Consider the following 17,064-nt stretch of genomic DNA (forward strand, 5'->3'; position numbering starts at 1 on the left):
ACTACTTAGTATTAAGTTTGTTATTAAGGGGCTGTAAACATGAATATAAAGCAATCGTTCAAACTTTTAGCTATGTTTTTAAGTGTTTTATTTGTGTTATTCCCACTTCAAAAAGCATTCGCAGAAGTGATGGACCATACAAAGTATGAAATGGATTGGAGTTATAGTAAGTCTAAGAAGAAACCAATTCGAACAGAGCTTATTAAAACGGCAGATGGCAAAATTGCTTTTTGCTTAAATGTAGATTTGAAATCTCCAAGTGGTCAAGATTTACCGGAAATGGGGAAGGTGGATATTAATGTGTACCGTGTACTATTAAACGGATATCCACAAAAGAGTCCACAAGAATTAGGTGTTTCTGATTGGAGAGATGCCCATTACGCAACGCAGCTTGCGGTGTGGAATGCGTTAAAGCAAATTGATATTAACGATTTAGAGTTCCGTAATAAAAACGTAGAAAAAGTAACGAAAGACATCGTTGCAAAAGCGAGTGCTAGTGAAGAATTACAAGAAATTACGATGAGTGTCGTGCCCTCAGAAGAACAACAAGCAATGTTGAAAAATGATTTCTTTGAAACAGGTTTATATACAGTGGAAACAAATGCGAAAAGCGGAACGTATAAAGTGCAAGCAACAGGTGCACCAGCTGGAGTGAAGTTTGTAAATGAAAAGGGCGAAGCAAAAACGGAATTTAATGTAGGAGAAAAATTCCGCATCTTAATTCCGAAACAAACACCAGCTGGTGGATTTAGCTTTAAAGTATCAGGAAAATTAACGAAGCTACAAGGTATCGCTCATAAAGGCACACCAACAATTCAAAATGCGGTTGTATTACTTGAGCGTAGTGAGGAAAAAACAAGTCCGGAGTTATCGGTAAGTTGGAAAACAACAAATGGTCATGATAATAATAAACCACATACTCCAAATGAACCGCACAAACCGAATCAATATAAAAGATAAAGCATTGGCCTTGCCAATGCTTTTTTATGTATATGAAGAGTAATATTATATTATAAAAATAATAAACGGTTAATTTAATAGGGAAAACACTGTATAAGCATTGTAAACTTTATTTAGGGATAATTTAAATATAATAAAATCCGAACGTTACGATTAATGGATTAAATTCACAAAATTGTAACATTATTCTGATTGGAAGTGCTATCAAACGAAGTGTAAAGCGTGTACAATTCAGTTGGAAAAACTACCTATAGATGGTCATATATGAAGAAAATGTAAGATTCTATTACTATTTTTATTTCTAGATGTATAGATGACAAGACTAAGATATATCTTTTACGATTTTCTCTTTATGTACGACGAGAACTCATCATAAATAGAGAGAAGTGATGAGGACGAAATACATAAAAATTTTACAATGTAAGAAAGCGAATACATTGAGGGGAATGCGGTAGTAATTGATGTTGACTCGCGAGGTACTAGTCTATTCGTTAAATGTTTTTATAAAAATAATAGGATTTTTCATTAAATGAATATATAGGATGGTTTGTCTAAAAACAGGACAGGGGACACAGATTATGTCAAAGAAGAAAAAGAGTAGGGTATTAGTGGCTGGTATATGCATATCTACATTATTATCGCCAGTAGCTTCCGAAGCATCGAAAGGATATGCGGCACCTTTGGAAGAGAATAAAGGTGCGAATTTAGAAGAGGTTAAAGAGAATAAGTTTGAGCAGAGAACGTTTCAGTTGCCGGGTAAAGGTAGCGTGGAGGAAGAAAATAATCGTTTAAGAGTTACTTGGAAACTTTCCGCTAATGAGCCGACTGGAATTTATGCGGCACCAAATGAAGAGATTACAATTGACATAAAAGGAACACAGACTATTCAGGCTTTCATAGGAACGAGATCTTATGATGAAAAGGACCCAGAAGAGTTTGATTTAAAACCAGGAAAAAATGTTATTTCATCTCCAAGAGGCGGTATTTTATATTTTTATAATATGAATAATGAAGGGGAAGTAACAGCTTCAGTTACAAATGGTGGTAGCCATTTTCCTTTATTTATTTTAGGGAAGCATACGAAAAAAGATTGGGATGAAATGTTAAAAAAATATAAGGATCCTTATGCAGTTGAATTAAAAGGTGAGAGAAGCTTAATTACTGCTAGTCCGAGCTCTATACAAAAGTTTATGAAAAACACAAACCCGATAGAGTTAATGAAATTGCATGATAAGATTATTCGAATAGAAAATGCAGTAGCAGGATTATCTGAGGACGGTGTTGGGGTTGCGAAATCTCCAATTCATTATGCTCAGTTTGTTGAGAAACGGAAGCCTGCTGAAGATGACTTTATGTTTGCGAAAAATTATCATACAGGATATATCCCGACGGCAATGAATAGAGTTTTAGATATAGAGGTGCTTGAAAAGGATGGATGGGGACCGTGGCATGAAGTTGGACATTTACATCAGCAAGAACCTTGGAAGTGGTCTAAAGTAAGGGAAGTCACAGTAAATATTTACTCATTAGCTGTTCAAAAGGCGTTAGGGAATCAATTAGAAATGGATGAGCACTATAAAAACTCATTTGAGTATTTAGAGAAACCTAAAGCAGAAAGATTCATTGATGACATTAATCCTCTTACAATGTTTTGGCAATTAAATGTAGTGTATGGAGAACATTTTTATCCTAGGTTACATCAAGCTTATCGTTTGTTACCTCAGAGTGAAATGCCTCATTCTGATGAAGAGAAAAAGCAGCTATTTATTTATATGACATCACAAGTGGCAGGGCAAAATTTAATTCCTTTCTTTGAGGAATGGGGATTAACACCAAACGATGATATTAGAGAGAAAATAGAAAAATTAAAGTTACCTAAATTAGAAAAAGAAATCTGGAAAGCTACAGATAGTAATGATATTCGCGAGAAGCAAGTTGAACCGTATAAAGTTCCGTATGGTGAACCTGCTAATGAGGTACAAAACCTTTTAGTTGGTACGGATTTGGATGAGAATGAAGCGAGTAAACTTGTCCGAAACTTAGGGGAGAATGTAAGAGTAACAGGTAAGATTATATGGTCTAAATTAGGTGATGGGAAACAGGAAGTATTAGTAGAAATTGAGGATGAGAAGGGAAATAAAAATTCAATTCCTGTCCAAGTCAATGGGATTTATGGTGATAGTATAATTTTTCAAGGACTTTCAAATGATGTAATGTCGACAGTGATGCTTCGACACAATGAAAAAAAATTAAATGTAAACTTTACTAATAATAAAATACATTACCGTTTCGAGAAAGAAGAATATATGGGCTTAGCGATATATGATCGAAATGGAATTGAAAAGAAACGTGTATCAGCAGAAGGGCAAGAAACTGGAAAAAGATTTGCGATGGAACTAAATGAATTGGATTTTGAATATGGTGATGTAGTAAAAGTATTCCATGCAGAACCCGACCGTTTGAAGTGGTACCAAAATAATACACTTGTAGATCAAGGGAAGGCTAAAAATAAAAAAGAGAAATTATTCCAAATCACTCCGCAAGGGTTCGAATTAAAAGATAGCTTACAAGAAGTAGTAGCGAAACCCCAACAAGTAGTAGTCGGAACAGGTGTAGAAAAGTTAGATCCAAAATCTTTTGTTGAAGTAAAAGATGGAGAAGTAATCGGATTTGTAGAAAAACCAAATACAACAAAAATGGGTAAGCAAACAGTAAAAGTAGAAACGAAAGATCGTTTTGGAAATAAAAAAGTGACGGAAGTACCTGTAGAAGTGATTTACGGAGATAGCATTGCATATGTGGGATATAACAATGAAATTGCTTCAGTTATAACATTAAAGCATGATGGGAAGAAATTACATGCGACTGATATGAATGAACAAATTCATAAATATTTTGATAAAGAACAATATATGGGAATCACTTTATATGATCAAAATGGAACGGAGAAAAAGCGTGTAACAGCAGAAGGACAAGAAACTTCAAAGAACTTTGCAGAGCAAGTGAATGGAGTGCAGTTTGAGTATGGAGATGTTGTGAAAGTATTCCACGCAGAACCGGACCGTTTGAAATGGTATCAAAATAATAACCTTGCTGGTCAAGGCGAGAAAAAAGGGGCAAAAGAATTATTCTTCAAAGTGACAGAAAACGGTTTTGAGAGAATGGATATGCTACAAGAAGTAACGGCAAAATCGCAAAAAGTAGTAGTTGGAACAGAAGTTGAAAGGCTAGATGCGAAAGACTTTGTTGAAGTGAAAGATGGAGAAGTGATTGGTTTTGTGGAAAAACCAAATACATCAAAAATTGGTGAACAAAAAGTAAAAGTAGAGACGAAAGATCGTTTTGGAAATAAGCAAGTGACAGAGGTGTCATTAGAAGTAATATATGACGATAGCATTATGTTCTTCGGTACAAGCTATGGCGGAAGTAATATAAAGTCGATTGTTACATTAAATCATAAAGAAAAGAAATTCAGTACAACAGATTCAGAAGGTGCAATGCATACTTCATTTGCAGATGAAAAGTATATGGCAATGGCTATATATGATAAAGATGGGCAAAAGAAAAAAGAAGTAACAGTAAAAGCATCTGAAAATACAAAAGAATTTGCAGCGCAGTTCAATGGTATGGCTTTTGAATATGGCGACATAGTAAAAGTATATCAAAGAGAATTTGATAGATTTAAAGTGTATAAAAAGAATGAATTAGTTGATGCGAAGTATGGTGTTAATGAAGTATTCTTTAAAGTTACAGAGCAAGGTTTCGAACAAATGGGGGCTCAGCAAGAAGTAACAGCAAAATCACAAAAAGTAGTAGTTGGAACAGAAGTTGAAAAGCTAGATGCAAAAAACTTTGTTGAAGTAAAGGACGGAGAAGTAGTTGGGTTTGTAGAGAAACCGAATACAACAAAAATCGGTGAACAAAAAGTAAAAGTAGAAACGAAAGACCGTTTTGGAAATAAGCAAGTGACAGAAGTATCATTAGAAGTGACGTATGGAGATAGTATCGCATATGTAGGATATAATAATGACATTGCTTCAATCGTAACGTTAAAGCATGATGATAAGAAATTCCATGCGACTGATATGGATAGTCAAATTCATAAATATTTTAACAAAGAGCTATACATGGGAATCACGTTATATGATGGAGAAGGAAAAGAGAAAAAGCATGTAACAGCAGAAGGGCACGAAACTTCAAAGAACTTTGCGAAGCAAGTGAATGGTATGCAGTTTGAGTATGGAGATGTAGTGAAAGTATTCCATGCAGAACCCGACCGTTTGAAGTGGTATCAAAATAATAACCTTACTGGTCAAGGTGAGAAAAAAGGAACAAAAGAACTATTCTTCAAAGTAACAGAACAAGGTTTCGAGAGAATGGAAACTCAGCAAGAAGTAAAAGCGTTGCCGCAAAAAGTGGTAATCGGAACAAACAGTGAAACATTAGATGCGAAGAAGTTTGTTGAAGTAAAAGGTGGAGAAGTAGTAGGTTTTGTAGGGAAGCTAGATACATCGAAGATTAGTAAACAAACAGCGAAAGTAGAAACGAAAGATCGTTTTGGAAATAAGCAAGTGACGGAAGTACCAGTAGAAGTAACCTATGGAGACAGCTTAGTATTTAAAGGGCTCAAATATAATACGGATATTAAATCAATTGTAACGCTGCAACACGATGAAAAGAAGTTCAGTGCGACAGCTGATTCGAATCAAGTACATCATTATTTTAAAGAAGAGACGTATTTTGAGTTTACACTACTAGGTCGAAATGGGATTGAGAAAAAGAAAGCTGCTGTAAAAGGTGTTGAAAATGCTGTAGAATTTGCAAAGGTAATTAATGGGTTAGGATTCGAGTACGGTGATATTGTTAAGGTGTATCATGCAGAATCAGATCGCTTTAATTGGTATCAAAATGATAACTTTATCGGTCAAGGAAAAGCGAAAGTAGAAACAAATTTATTCTTCAAAGTAACAGAACAAGGTTTTGAAAGAACTGAAGATATACAAGAAGTAAAAGCTTAAAAGTAATAAAAAAGCTCGTAAAACATAACGTTTTACGAGCTTTTTTGTATTATTCAGCTTCAGAAACTACTGTGAAGCGTTCGTTTACATGTTTTGGATTTTCGATTTCATCAAGTGCTGCTACTGCGAAGTCTTCGTAACTTACGTAGCTATCACCTTTTGCGTTCACAAGAAGATTGTCTTTACCAGCTTTGTAAGAACCAGTGCGTTTTCCTAATGCGAATAGTGCAGAAGGGCTGATGAATGTCCAAGTGATGTCATTTGTTTGTTGCAGAATTTCTAAGTTTTTACCTTGGTTTTGAGCAGTTGCAAGGTATTCTTTCGGGAAACCTGGTGTTTCAAATACACGTGTTGTTTTCTCTTCGTCTACAAATAAGCTTCCAGCGCCGCCAACTACAAGTAATTTTGTATTTGGTGCACCTTTCATAGCTTCAATAAGTACGTTTCCTGCATCTACGTGAAGGTGTTCTTCGCCTGCTGGAGCACCGAATGCATTTACAACTACATCGAATGCCACTAGGTCGTTAGATGTAAGAGAGAATACATCTTTCTCTAAAACTTGTACATTGTCTTCTGTAATTTTTGCAGCGTTTCTTACGATTGCAGTTACTTCATGTCCGCGATCCAATGCTTCTTTTAAAATACGACTTCCTGCTTTACCAGTTGCTCCGATAATTCCGATTTTCATAATAAATCCCTCCAAATTGTTTTGTTAAAGTGTATATCTGAAAGTGAATGAATGTGTTGTAATTAGGTTTGTTACAACCCGTTGTAATCATTATAGTTACAGGTTGGTATTTTTGTCAATAGGGTTGTTTGTGAATTATTTTTTGTTTTAGTATGCGCAGTTAGAGGGAGGGTAGTCATAACGATATTGTTACTGCGATCCTGTCTAATATTTGGAAATTGCAAATTGTCGAAAAATGTTGATTTTTGAATGTTTTTTAAATATAATTCGTTTTATGGAGAAAAGGAGGGGGTTAATTGTATGAATATTTTAGAGCAATTTATTTCATCAACAAATACAATTCTTTGGTCATATATTCTTATTGCAATGTTAATTGGTTTAGGTCTTTATTTTTCTATTAAATTGAAATTTGTACAAATCACTCATTTAGGGGAAATGGTTCGATTAATGAGTGATGGATTAACTGGAAAGACGCGTAAAAAAGGTAGTGTATCTTCTTTCCAAGCATTTTGTATGAGTTCAGCAGCTCGTATTGGAATCGGGAACTTAGCCGGTGTAGCGTTAGCTATTTCTATGGGAGGACCTGGTGCAGTATTTTGGATGTGGGTGATTGCGATTATCGGAGCGTCTTCAAGTTTTGTAGAAAGTACGCTTGCCCAAATTTATAAAGTAAAAGATGGCAGTGGCTTCCGTGGTGGTCCTGCTTATTATATGGAAAAAGGTTTAAATAAGCGTTGGATGGGAATTTGGTTCTCGATCCTTATTACAGTTAGTTACGGTTTAATTTTTAACTCAGTACAAGCGAATACAGTAACATTAGCATTTGAAAATGCATTTGGTTTAGAGCGTTATATTGTTGGTATTGCATTAGCTGCATTAGTTGCAGTTATTATTTTTGGTGGTGTAAAAAGTATTGCACGTATGTCGGAAATGATTGTTCCGCCAATGGCGCTTATTTATATTGCGGTAGCTATTTTTGTTGTCATTAAAAACTTCTATTTAATACCAGATGTGTTTACGGAAATCTTTAAAGGTGCATTCGGTTTAGATTCAGCTGTAGGTGGCGGTATCGGTGCTGCAATGAAGTTTGGTATTCAGCGCGGATTATTTGCGAACGAAGCAGGTATGGGTAGTGCGCCGAACGCTGCAGCAACAGCAGATGTAACGCATCCAGCAAAACAAGGATTTATTCAAACAATTGGAGTATTAGTAGATACATTTTTAGTATGTACATCAACAGCATTTATCGTACTATGTTCTGGTGCGTACAAAGCAACAAATTTAGAAGGTATTGAGTTAACGCAAAATGCATTAAGTTCACAAATTGGTCCTTGGGCAAGCAGTTTCTTGGCAGTTATTATTTTCTTATTTGCGTTTAGTTCACTTCTAGGAAACTACTATTATGGTGAAACGAATATTGAATTTATTAAACAAAGTAAAACTTGGTTAACAATTTACCGTATTGCGGTAGTGGGAATGGTATTATTCGGTTCTGTTGCGACGCTTCAAGTTGTATGGAATATGGCAGACTTATTTATGGGTCTAATGGTAATCACAAACTTAATTGCAATTACACTTCTTGGCCGATTTGCGTATGCTGCATTGGCAGACTATGTAAGGCAAAAGAAACAAGGAAAAGATCCAGTCTTCCGTGCAGATTCTATTCCTGGTTTAACGAATACAGAGTGTTGGGATAAGTCAGCGGTAACGGATAAAGAAAAAGCAGTATAAATGAAAAGGCGAGCATCGAGTTGAATTCGATGCTCGCCTTTTTTGTTGTAGTAAAGGATGAAAAGGGTGAGAGGTAATTATTAATATAATTTTTGTTTGTTCATTTCTCGTGTTATTTGTAGGGGACCGCCTGTCTTAAAGCTACGACTGGTCGCATAGGAAGAGTGATTTAGTATTGGATAAATGCGCGTACTGGTTATAGTTTTACGTGAAAAAATATGTATGTTAAATAAGTTAACTTATTCATGTTAGAAAACCTGACATAAAGTTCTTGATTACTTAAAGTTTTTAGAATATAATTTTCTTATTGTTAGGAAGAGGGGGCAATGCAATTATGGATTTTTTAGCTAGGGTAATTGGGGATATAAATAATGTCCTTTGGTCATATATCATTATTGCGATGTTAATTGGGTTAGGACTTTACTTTTCGTTTCGTGTGAAATTTGTCCAAGTTCGTTACTTCGGTGAAATGATTCGATTGCTTGGGGATGGGGCAAGTTCGAAAACGAGGAAAGCACAAAAAGAGAAGAGCGGTGTATCATCGTTCCAGGCTTTTTGTATGAGTACAGCTTCTCGTGTAGGTACTGGTAACTTAGCTGGTGTAGCTATCGCAATTTCAGCAGGTGGGCCAGGAGCAGTATTTTGGATGTGGTTAATTGCGGTAATTGGGGGTGCTTCTGCATTTGTAGAGAGCACATTAGCGCAAATTTATAAAGTAAAAGATGGGAATGCGTTCCGTGGTGGCCCAGCGTATTATATGGAAAAGGGTTTAAATAAGCGCTGGCTTGGAGCGATTTTCTCTGTTTTAATAACAGTAAGTTTCGGATTAATTTTTAACGCTGTACAGTCTAATACTGTAGCGGCTGCTTTTGATGGGGCATTCAAAACAGATAGTAGATTAGTAGGTCTTGTAATGGCTGGTTTACTAGCAGTTATTATTTTTGGTGGGGTAAAGCGAATTGCACGTGCGGTTGAAATGATTGTTCCAGTAATGGCAATTATTTATGTAGCAGTAGCATTATTCGTTGTTGTAACAAACATTACGGCAATTCCATATGTATTTAAAGAAATTTTCTTACATGCTTTCGGAATTAAAGAAGTAGTAGGCGGAGGATTAGGAGCTGCGATTTTATTAGGGGTAAAACGCGGATTATTCTCAAATGAAGCAGGTATGGGTAGTGCGCCGAACGCAGCAGCGACTGCAAACGTAACGCACCCAGTTAAACAAGGTTTCATTCAAACTTTAGGGGTATTTACAGATACATTATTAATTTGTAGTTGTACAGCATTTATCATTCTTTTATCAGATGTGCATAATGCAGCTGATTTAAATGGTATTCAATTAACGCAGCAAGCATTAAGTCAACATATCGGTCCATGGGCTTCTATATTTGTAGCAGTTGCAATCTTCTTGTTTGCATTTAGTTCATTAGTAGGTAACTACTACTATGGTGAAACAAATATTGAATTCTTAAATGGAAGTAAAGTGTTATTAACAGCGTACCGCATTGCTGTGCTTGGTATGGTTATGTTAGGATCTGTAGCAACAATTCAAATCGTTTGGGATTTAGCAGATTTATTCATGGGTATTATGGCTGTTATTAACTTAGTAGCAATTGTATTCCTTTCAAAGTATGCTTTCGCGGCATTATCAGATTATGTGAAACAAAAGAAACAAGGAAAAGATCCAGTATTCTATGCGGAGTCTATTCCAGGTTTGAACAATACAGAATGCTGGGATAAGCCAGCAGTAGCTGATAAAGAAAAAGCAGTATAATGAGGTGAGCATCAAGTGAAACTTGATGCTCATTTTTTATTTTATCCAGATATTCGTGGATAGTAAAAGACGAACATTCATGAATGTTTTATAATAAAATGTAATTTTTTTAAGAAAAGTGCGGATATGAGTTGTAATTTATGTTAGAATGGAAAATGCCTTTGAAATAAGAGTTTTTATGATCTTTCCTATCCGATTGAAGGTTTTGGAGGAGAAATGGAAAGTTCGGATTATTTCTTGTTTTGAGTGGTCAGACGTTCAACGTTAATGAAGAGTTAAATGGAGGATTTTATTAATGAAGTTTGTTATGTTTCTTGTAGGATTACTCGTTGTATTCGTACTCGGTTTTCTTATAAGTGCCGATCGAAAGAAGATTAAGTATAAACCAATCGCAATTATGCTTGTTATTCAGTTAGCACTATCTTATTTCTTATTAAATACGCAAGTTGGTTATATTTTAGTAAAAGGAATTTCAGATGGATTTGGCGCGCTTCTTGCATATGCGGAAGCTGGAATCGTTTTCGTATTTGGCGGTCTTGTTAATAAAGGAGAGGTTTCATTCTTCTTAACAGCGTTATTACCAATCGTATTCTTTGCCGTTTTAATCGGAATTCTGCAACACTTTAAAATTTTACCGATATTTATTCGTGCTATTGGTACGTTGTTAAGTAAAGTAAATGGTCTAGGAAAACTAGAATCATATAACGCAGTAGCAGCTGCCATTGTTGGGCAAGCGGAAGTATTTATTACAGTAAAAGATCAATTAAGTAAAATCCCAAAACATCGTTTATATACATTATGTGCATCTTCCATGTCGACAGTATCAATGTCAATCGTAGGTTCTTATATGAAAATGATCGAACCGAAATATGTAGTAACAGCACTTGTATTAAATTTATTTAGTGGTTTCATTATTATTCATATTATTAACCCGTACGATATTACAGAAGAAGAAGATACACTGAAATTAGAAAATAAGAAAAAACAATCATTCTTTGAAATGCTAAGTGAATATATTATGCTTGGTTTCACAATCGCGATTACAGTAGCGGCAATGTTACTTGGTTTCGTAGCATTAATTACAGCAATTAATAGCTTGTTTGACTCAATGTTCGGAATTACATTCCAAGCTATTTTAGGATACATTTTCTCACCATTAGCATTCGTAATGGGTATCCCGCAAGCAGAGATGGTAACAGCGGGACAAATTATGGCAACAAAATTAGTATCAAACGAGTTTGTTGCGATGCTTGATCTTGGAAAAGTAGCTGGCGATTTATCAGCTCGTACAGTTGGTATTCTTTCTGTATTCCTTGTATCATTTGCGAACTTCTCATCAATCGGAATTATCGCAGGTGCAACGAAAGGTATCGATGAAAACCAATCAAATGTTGTATCATCATTCGGTCTACGCCTTGTGTACGGTGCGACATTAGTAAGTATTCTATCAGCGATTATCGTTGGTGTTATGTTATAAAAAAGATGGTCCTAGCTTATAGCTAGGGCTATTTTTTATGGTAAATTTGCATGAAAAAACCAATTATTTAGGAATATATTAACATATAAAAATCTTTTAAAATTTATATTGCATTTCGATTAGATAACGCTTACAATTTGATTTGTAGGTGGTATCAATTTCAGACTTTCAAGTATGGTAGGAGAGAAGAGGCTACCTTTAATAAATTGCAATTTATGTAAACGCTTACTGATTTTAGATAACAGTTGAATAGTATTTAGGGGTTTTAAATTTTTTTAACATCAATGGTCAGACGTCATTCGTTATACGTTATACGACCGATAACTCGTGGGAGAAGTGGAGGATTCACATATGAAAATAGTAATGTTTCTAGTCGGTTTACTTGTAGTGTTTGTACTAGGTTTCCTTATCAGTTCAGATCGTAAGAAAATTAAATATAAACCAATTGCACTTATGCTAGTCATTCAATTGGTACTTGCATACTTCTTACTAAATACAAAGGTCGGATTTGTATTAGTAAAAGGGATTGCAGATGGGTTTGGCGCTATTTTAAAATTTGCGGAAGCAGGGGTTAATTTCGTATTTGGTGGTCTAGCAAATGATGGACAAGCACCATTCTTCTTAACAGTATTATTACCAATTATTTTCTTAGCAGTACTAATTGGGATTCTGCAACACATTAAAGTATTACCGATTATCATTCGTGCAGTCGGTTTCCTATTAAGTAAAATTAACGGCTTAGGAAAACTAGAATCATATAATGCAGTAGCAGCTGCGATTGTTGGTCAAGGTGAAGTATTCATTACAGTAAAAGATCAATTAAGCAAATTACCGAAAAATCGTTTATACACACTTTGTGCATCTTCAATGTCGACAGTATCGATGTCAATCGTCGGTTCTTATATGAAAATGATTGATCCAAAATATGTAGTAACAGCACTTGTACTAAACTTATTCAGTGGATTCATTATCGTTCATATCATTAATCCATATGAAGTAAAAGAAGAAGACGATATTTTAGAATTACAAGAAGATAAGAAGCAAACATTTTTTGAAATGTTAGGCGAATATATTATGCTTGGTTTCTCTATCGCTGTAACAGTAGCGGCGATGTTAATCGGTTTCGTAGCATTAATTACAGCAATTAACGGTGTATTCGATTCAATTTTCGGAATCACATTCCAAAGCATTTTAGGATATGTATTCTCACCATTAGCATTCGTAATGGGTATTCCAACATCAGAGATGCTAACAGCAGGACAAATTATGGCAACGAAATTAGTAACGAACGAATTCGTTGCAATGCTTGACCTTGGTAAAGTAGCTGGCGATTTATCAGCTCGTACAGTAGGTATTTTATCTATCTTCCTTGTATCATTTGCGAACTTCTCATCTATCGGAATTATCGCAGGGGCAACGAAGAGTATTGATGGCAAACAAGCAAACGTTGTATCATCATTCGGACTAAAACTTGTATACGGTGCAACGTTAGTAAGTATATTATCAGCGATTATCGTTGGGGTTATGCTTTAATAAATTAAGAAAAGCAATGAGCGTAGGCTCATTGCTTTTTTATTTAACTTGCTTTATCCAAGTCTCTTTTAAATCGTGGTTTCTCCAAATAAGTTCCAAGCCTCCAGATATATTCAACAGGTCCCATTCGATATTTCTGCAGCCAATATGTGCTAACAAATAATTGAATTGTATAGATTATAATCGTTAAAAGAATACCGAAGAAATAGCCGATTTTACCGAATAAGCCAAAACCGTATGCATAAAAAATTGTTGTTGTGATAATGGACTGGGCTAAGTAATTACTAACCGACATTTTTCCCATATTGGCCATGTATGTTAGTAGACGGGTTGCTTTTTTGTAATGGAATAATAAAATAATTGTGCTTCCGTAAAAGAAGGTCATGGTTACTGGTGTAAGGCCATTTTGTAACATAAGTAAAATAGGATGTTTTACGAACATAGCTAAAATTTTGATTGTAAAAGAAAAGATAGCGGTAAGAAGCCAAATCTTTTTGACAGCAGAGATATGCTTATCAATCTCAAATAACCACCCTTTTTTTCCTATGTACATACCGATTAAGAAGAGTGGAGATAGGAAAATGAGTGTAAAAAGTGTTATAAAAGTTAATCCGAAGAAACCGTCAATACCTATATATTCGAAAGGATTTTCAGTTAATCTAAAGTTGACATGATCCATATAGCTTCCAGTTTCATGAACTTTATGTTCTTTTTCAATATAAGGAGCAAAATCAGTAACATTTATATTTGGGTCAGTTGAATAATTCATAAGTGTAAGGAGTGCGAGTAGAATAGTTGCCCAAATTAATAATGTTTTTGGCTTTCTGTTTATAAACATTAGTAAGAAAATCCCAATGAGGCCATATGAGAATAAAATATCCCCGGACCAAATGAGCACGCCGTGAATAAAGCCTAATAGTAAAAGAATAAGAATACGACGTAAATATGTGGGGGAGAACTTTTTTCCTTTTGCGACAATGCTTTTGTGTAACAAAATAATGCTAAGACCAAATAAAAAAGAGAATAAAGAAATAAAATTTTGTGTGCCGAAAAATTGAATAAACCAATTAGCACCTTTATCGAGTTCGCCGAATATATAGGTTGGTTTTTCATTAGCAAAGAAACCGAATTGAATTAATGTCATATTAACAAGTAAAATACCAAATAATGCGAAACCACGTATGGCATCAACAACTTCTACACGTTGATTCATTTTTTCTCTCCTCATATATTATTTTATATTGAAAATAATACCATTTTATAGTTGGTACTATGTCAAATACGAGGAAATTTAAGGTGATTTTAAGCTAGAGAGAAAATAAAAAATCACCTTAATACATTCATTAAGGTGATTAAAATACTATTCAGCTGGAGGCGTAAATGTACGTTTCTCTAATTCAGCATCTAGCATAAATAATGCGTTTGAATCGCTTGTAATACGTTTTAATTTTTGGATGATGCTATCGAATGAAGCTTCTTCTTCTACTTGCTCATCGACGAACCATTTTAAGAATGTAATTGTTGCGTGTTCACGCTCATCCCAAGCGATATCAGATAGGTTGTAAATACGCTTCGTTACTTCACGCTCGTGCTCAAGTGCCACTTCAAAAGCGTTCAGTACAGATTCATATTCGTTATTTGGATTATCAAATCCAGTAATAATAGCGCGCTCACCGCGGTCGTTAATGTAGTTGTAAAGCTTCATTGCGTGGAAACGCTCTTCTTCAGCTTGTACAAGGAAAAAGTTAGCGAACCCGTCATAACTCTCCGAAGTACAGTAAGCAGCCATTGCCATGTAAGCATGGGCAGAGTAAAATTCGAAGTTCATTTGATCGTTTAATGCGTCGTGCAATTTTTTAGATAACATAAAATCCCCCTTAGTATTGTGACAAGAATATTATACCATAATTGATAATATTCTCATTTGGATGTCTCGAACCTTTTCGAAAGCTTTGTGACGTGAGCCTCCATAATGTCTTGTAAATCTAAATCATATTTTTGTGAAAGAATAATAAGATTAGACAGTACATCACCAAGTTCTTCTTTTAACTCCTGTTTTAGCTCTTCTTCTGTTTTCGCGTCTTCATCAGGGCGATCACGGCCGATTTCAATAGCGCGAACAACTCGTGAAACTTCCCCAACTTCCTCTGTTAAGAAATTTAAGCGAATAAAGGAATTATACTGTGACCAGCTTCGTTTTTCGTAAAATTCCTCTAACCATCTTTGAAATGCGACGATATCCATTCCTTCCTCACCTCTTCAATATGTTGTACAATGTTCATTGTATCATAACAATATATAGTTTCGGGGTGTAGGAATGAGAAAGATTTGTGTGTTTGCAGGTTCCAATTTAGGAGAGAGACCAGAATTCAAAGAGCAGGCAATAGCGTTAGGGAAAATGTTTGTTGAAAACGATTATGAGCTTGTATACGGTGGTTCTTGCGTTGGATTAATGGGAGAAGTAGCAAATGAAGTTCTTCGTTTAGGCGGGCGTGTAACAGGTGTTATGCCGCGCGGTCTATTCCGAGGAGAAATTGTGCATACAGGGTTAACAGAACTAATTGAAGTAGAAACGATGCACGAGCGCAAGGCGAAAATGGCAGAGCTTGCGGACGCTTTTATCGCGCTGCCAGGCGGATACGGAACGTTTGAAGAGCTATTTGAAGTAGTATGTTGGTCACAAATTGGTATACATAATAAGCCGGTTGGTTTATTGAATATAAAAGACTTTTACGGACCGATTTTGCAAATGGTTGAACGCGCAGCGGAAGAAGGGTTTATGAATCCGTCGAATAAAGAGTTAATCGTTTCAGCTGAGACGGCAGATAAACTAATTCATGAGATCCAAAATTATGAACGTCCTGTTTTAGGAACGAAGTGGAAGCAGCTATCATAATACAATTTTATAGATATTATTGGAAACACATGTCATTTTATCTTCAAAAGGCATGTGTTTTTAATTTGGTTAAATATGTTAATGTTGAGATATAATGTTTTGGAAAAGGAGAAATAGATGGAGGAGTTTGTATTTTTAAGGCCGGTTTTTAAAAGTATTTTAGCAGCAGCTATTCTTGTTATGCTAATTGTTTCGACACAGAAGAAAGAGCTAATTAATGAATTTTCGCTTTGGTTTATTTCGATATTGTGTATCGGTGTTTCGGCGATCACGTTGTTTATGACTGGGTTTATTGTTGATGAGTATAACTTAGGTGGAGATCCACAATCGTTTTGTATGTTTATTGCGATTGGTTGTATTAGCGGTTTGAATTTTATTATTTATTATAGACGGCAATAAAAGAAGGCATTCCGTATTACTTTGGAATGCCTTTATCATTTTGATTACTTTGTTTTTTATACAGGTACCAGCCACCCCAGCCGCCACCAATTGCTACAACAACGAGGAAAGCGTAGTCTTTCACCTCGATACGTATATTAAAAATATTAGCTATAAGTAAGACAATCCCAACCGTTATTAACGCAAAAAATGCTCTAATTAAGTAGTCTTTCAACTGAACCACTCCCGCCATTTAAGTAGTAAATGATGAATATGGAAAAGCTTTTTTGGATCTATTTTACTAAAGGGTGTTTCCTATATTTTAACATAAAAGAGATTGTAATATATTGATAAAAGTAGGGGAGAGAGGTGCTGATATTGTCGTGATTTGTCGGTAAGTCGATATCCTGTGTCGAATCGTCGATATAATGAAAAAATCGTTGATATATTGTGAGTTGTGATCGATATATTTGAAAAATCGCCGATATAATTAGAAAATCGCTGATATAAATTTCATGTACTGATACGCACGACAACTCCATAGAAAAAAGCGGCTCTAAATGAGCCGCTTCCGCTTTAAATGATATCCAGCTCCAGCGGCTAGAA

At 35.2% G+C, this 17,064-nt stretch carries 13 protein-coding genes; 8 read left to right on the top strand and 5 right to left on the bottom strand.

Features of this window, described 5'->3' with window-relative positions; all coding sequences use genetic code 11:
- Positions 1-39 precede the first annotated feature (39 nt).
- Together VF726_RS24345 and VF726_RS24350 are read left to right on the top strand one after the other, a co-directional pair.
- A complete protein-coding gene (locus VF726_RS24345; RefSeq protein WP_440172783.1) occupies positions 40-960 on the top strand; it encodes a thioester domain-containing protein in 921 nt (306 codons plus the stop codon).
- A gap of 578 nt (positions 961-1,538) precedes the next feature.
- A complete protein-coding gene (locus VF726_RS24350; RefSeq protein ID WP_440172784.1) occupies positions 1,539-5,978 on the top strand; it encodes a putative mucin/carbohydrate-binding domain-containing protein in 4,440 nt (1,479 codons plus the stop codon).
- A 49-nt stretch (positions 5,979-6,027) separates the two neighbouring features.
- Here the strand turns inward: VF726_RS24350 and VF726_RS24355 are convergent, their stop codons facing one another.
- Positions 6,028-6,666 carry an NAD(P)-dependent oxidoreductase gene (locus tag VF726_RS24355; protein ID WP_440172785.1) on the bottom strand — a complete coding sequence of 213 codons (639 nt, stop codon included), beginning with the start codon at positions 6,664-6,666 and terminating at the stop codon, positions 6,028-6,030.
- A gap of 300 nt (positions 6,667-6,966) precedes the next feature.
- On the opposite strand from VF726_RS24355, the gene VF726_RS24360 reads away from it, so the two are divergent.
- From VF726_RS24360 to VF726_RS24375, 4 genes are all read left to right on the top strand, one after another.
- Entirely contained in the window at positions 6,967-8,397 is a 1,431-nt protein-coding gene (locus tag VF726_RS24360) for an alanine/glycine:cation symporter family protein (protein ID WP_440172786.1), read from the top strand.
- Positions 8,398-8,731: 334 nt separating this feature from the next.
- Complete coding sequence (locus VF726_RS24365) at positions 8,732-10,174, top strand: alanine/glycine:cation symporter family protein (RefSeq protein WP_440172787.1); 1,443 nt, start codon at positions 8,732-8,734, stop codon at positions 10,172-10,174.
- A gap of 295 nt (positions 10,175-10,469) precedes the next feature.
- Entirely contained in the window at positions 10,470-11,651 is a 1,182-nt protein-coding gene (locus VF726_RS24370) for a NupC/NupG family nucleoside CNT transporter (RefSeq protein ID WP_440172788.1), read from the top strand.
- Between the two features lie 351 nt (positions 11,652-12,002).
- Positions 12,003-13,184: a NupC/NupG family nucleoside CNT transporter gene (locus VF726_RS24375; protein WP_000706847.1), complete on the top strand. Its 1,182-nt coding sequence runs from the start codon at positions 12,003-12,005 to the stop codon at positions 13,182-13,184.
- A gap of 43 nt (positions 13,185-13,227) precedes the next feature.
- On the opposite strand, the gene VF726_RS24380 is transcribed toward VF726_RS24375, so the two are convergent.
- From VF726_RS24380 to VF726_RS24390, 3 genes are all read right to left on the bottom strand, one after another.
- Positions 13,228-14,397 (bottom strand): DUF418 domain-containing protein, encoded by a 1,170-nt coding sequence (locus VF726_RS24380; protein ID WP_440172789.1) that lies wholly within the window; start codon positions 14,395-14,397, stop codon positions 13,228-13,230.
- Positions 14,398-14,544: 147 nt separating this feature from the next.
- Positions 14,545-15,051 carry a ferritin gene (locus VF726_RS24385; RefSeq protein ID WP_017562094.1) on the bottom strand — a complete coding sequence of 169 codons (507 nt, stop codon included), beginning with the start codon at positions 15,049-15,051 and terminating at the stop codon, positions 14,545-14,547.
- Positions 15,052-15,104: 53 nt separating this feature from the next.
- A complete protein-coding gene (locus tag VF726_RS24390; RefSeq protein WP_017562095.1) occupies positions 15,105-15,428 on the bottom strand; it encodes a MazG nucleotide pyrophosphohydrolase domain-containing protein in 324 nt (107 codons plus the stop codon).
- 88 nt (positions 15,429-15,516) lie between these two features.
- Here VF726_RS24390 and VF726_RS24395 point away from each other — a divergent pair, with 88 nt between their 5' ends.
- A complete protein-coding gene (locus tag VF726_RS24395; RefSeq protein WP_170955061.1) occupies positions 15,517-16,080 on the top strand; it encodes a TIGR00730 family Rossman fold protein in 564 nt (187 codons plus the stop codon).
- Between the two features lie 117 nt (positions 16,081-16,197).
- Positions 16,198-16,479: a hypothetical protein gene (locus VF726_RS24400; RefSeq protein WP_440172790.1), complete on the top strand. Its 282-nt coding sequence runs from the start codon at positions 16,198-16,200 to the stop codon at positions 16,477-16,479.
- A 16-nt stretch (positions 16,480-16,495) separates the two neighbouring features.
- Here VF726_RS24400 and VF726_RS24405 read toward each other — a convergent pair whose 3' ends face one another.
- The gene (locus VF726_RS24405; RefSeq protein ID WP_000656322.1) at positions 16,496-16,693 is read right to left on the bottom strand and encodes a hypothetical protein; all 198 of its coding nucleotides are present in this window, start codon (positions 16,691-16,693) and stop codon (positions 16,496-16,498) included.
- Between the last annotated feature and the right edge of the window lie 371 nt (positions 16,694-17,064).

This window comes from Bacillus sp. Brlt_9, from assembly GCF_051948935.1.
Taxonomy (GTDB): Bacteria; Bacillota; Bacilli; order Bacillales; family Bacillaceae_G; genus Bacillus_A.

What these genes read in the sequence shown, in the direction of transcription:
- VF726_RS24345 (WP_440172783.1), top strand. Translation starts at nt 40, where the DNA reads ATGAATATAAAGCAATCGTTCAAACTTTTAGCTATGTTTTTAAGTGTT.
- VF726_RS24350 (WP_440172784.1), top strand. Translation starts at nt 1,539, where the DNA reads ATGTCAAAGAAGAAAAAGAGTAGGGTATTAGTGGCTGGTATATGCATA.
- VF726_RS24355 (WP_440172785.1), bottom strand. Translation starts at nt 6,666, where the DNA reads ATGAAAATCGGAATTATCGGAGCAACTGGTAAAGCAGGAAGTCGTATT.
- VF726_RS24360 (WP_440172786.1), top strand. Translation starts at nt 6,967, where the DNA reads ATGAATATTTTAGAGCAATTTATTTCATCAACAAATACAATTCTTTGG.
- VF726_RS24365 (WP_440172787.1), top strand. Translation starts at nt 8,732, where the DNA reads ATGGATTTTTTAGCTAGGGTAATTGGGGATATAAATAATGTCCTTTGG.
- VF726_RS24370 (WP_440172788.1), top strand. Translation starts at nt 10,470, where the DNA reads ATGAAGTTTGTTATGTTTCTTGTAGGATTACTCGTTGTATTCGTACTC.
- VF726_RS24375 (WP_000706847.1), top strand. Translation starts at nt 12,003, where the DNA reads ATGAAAATAGTAATGTTTCTAGTCGGTTTACTTGTAGTGTTTGTACTA.
- VF726_RS24380 (WP_440172789.1), bottom strand. Translation starts at nt 14,397, where the DNA reads ATGAATCAACGTGTAGAAGTTGTTGATGCCATACGTGGTTTCGCATTA.
- VF726_RS24385 (WP_017562094.1), bottom strand. Translation starts at nt 15,051, where the DNA reads ATGTTATCTAAAAAATTGCACGACGCATTAAACGATCAAATGAACTTC.
- VF726_RS24390 (WP_017562095.1), bottom strand. Translation starts at nt 15,428, where the DNA reads ATGGATATCGTCGCATTTCAAAGATGGTTAGAGGAATTTTACGAAAAA.
- VF726_RS24400 (WP_440172790.1), top strand. Translation starts at nt 16,198, where the DNA reads ATGGAGGAGTTTGTATTTTTAAGGCCGGTTTTTAAAAGTATTTTAGCA.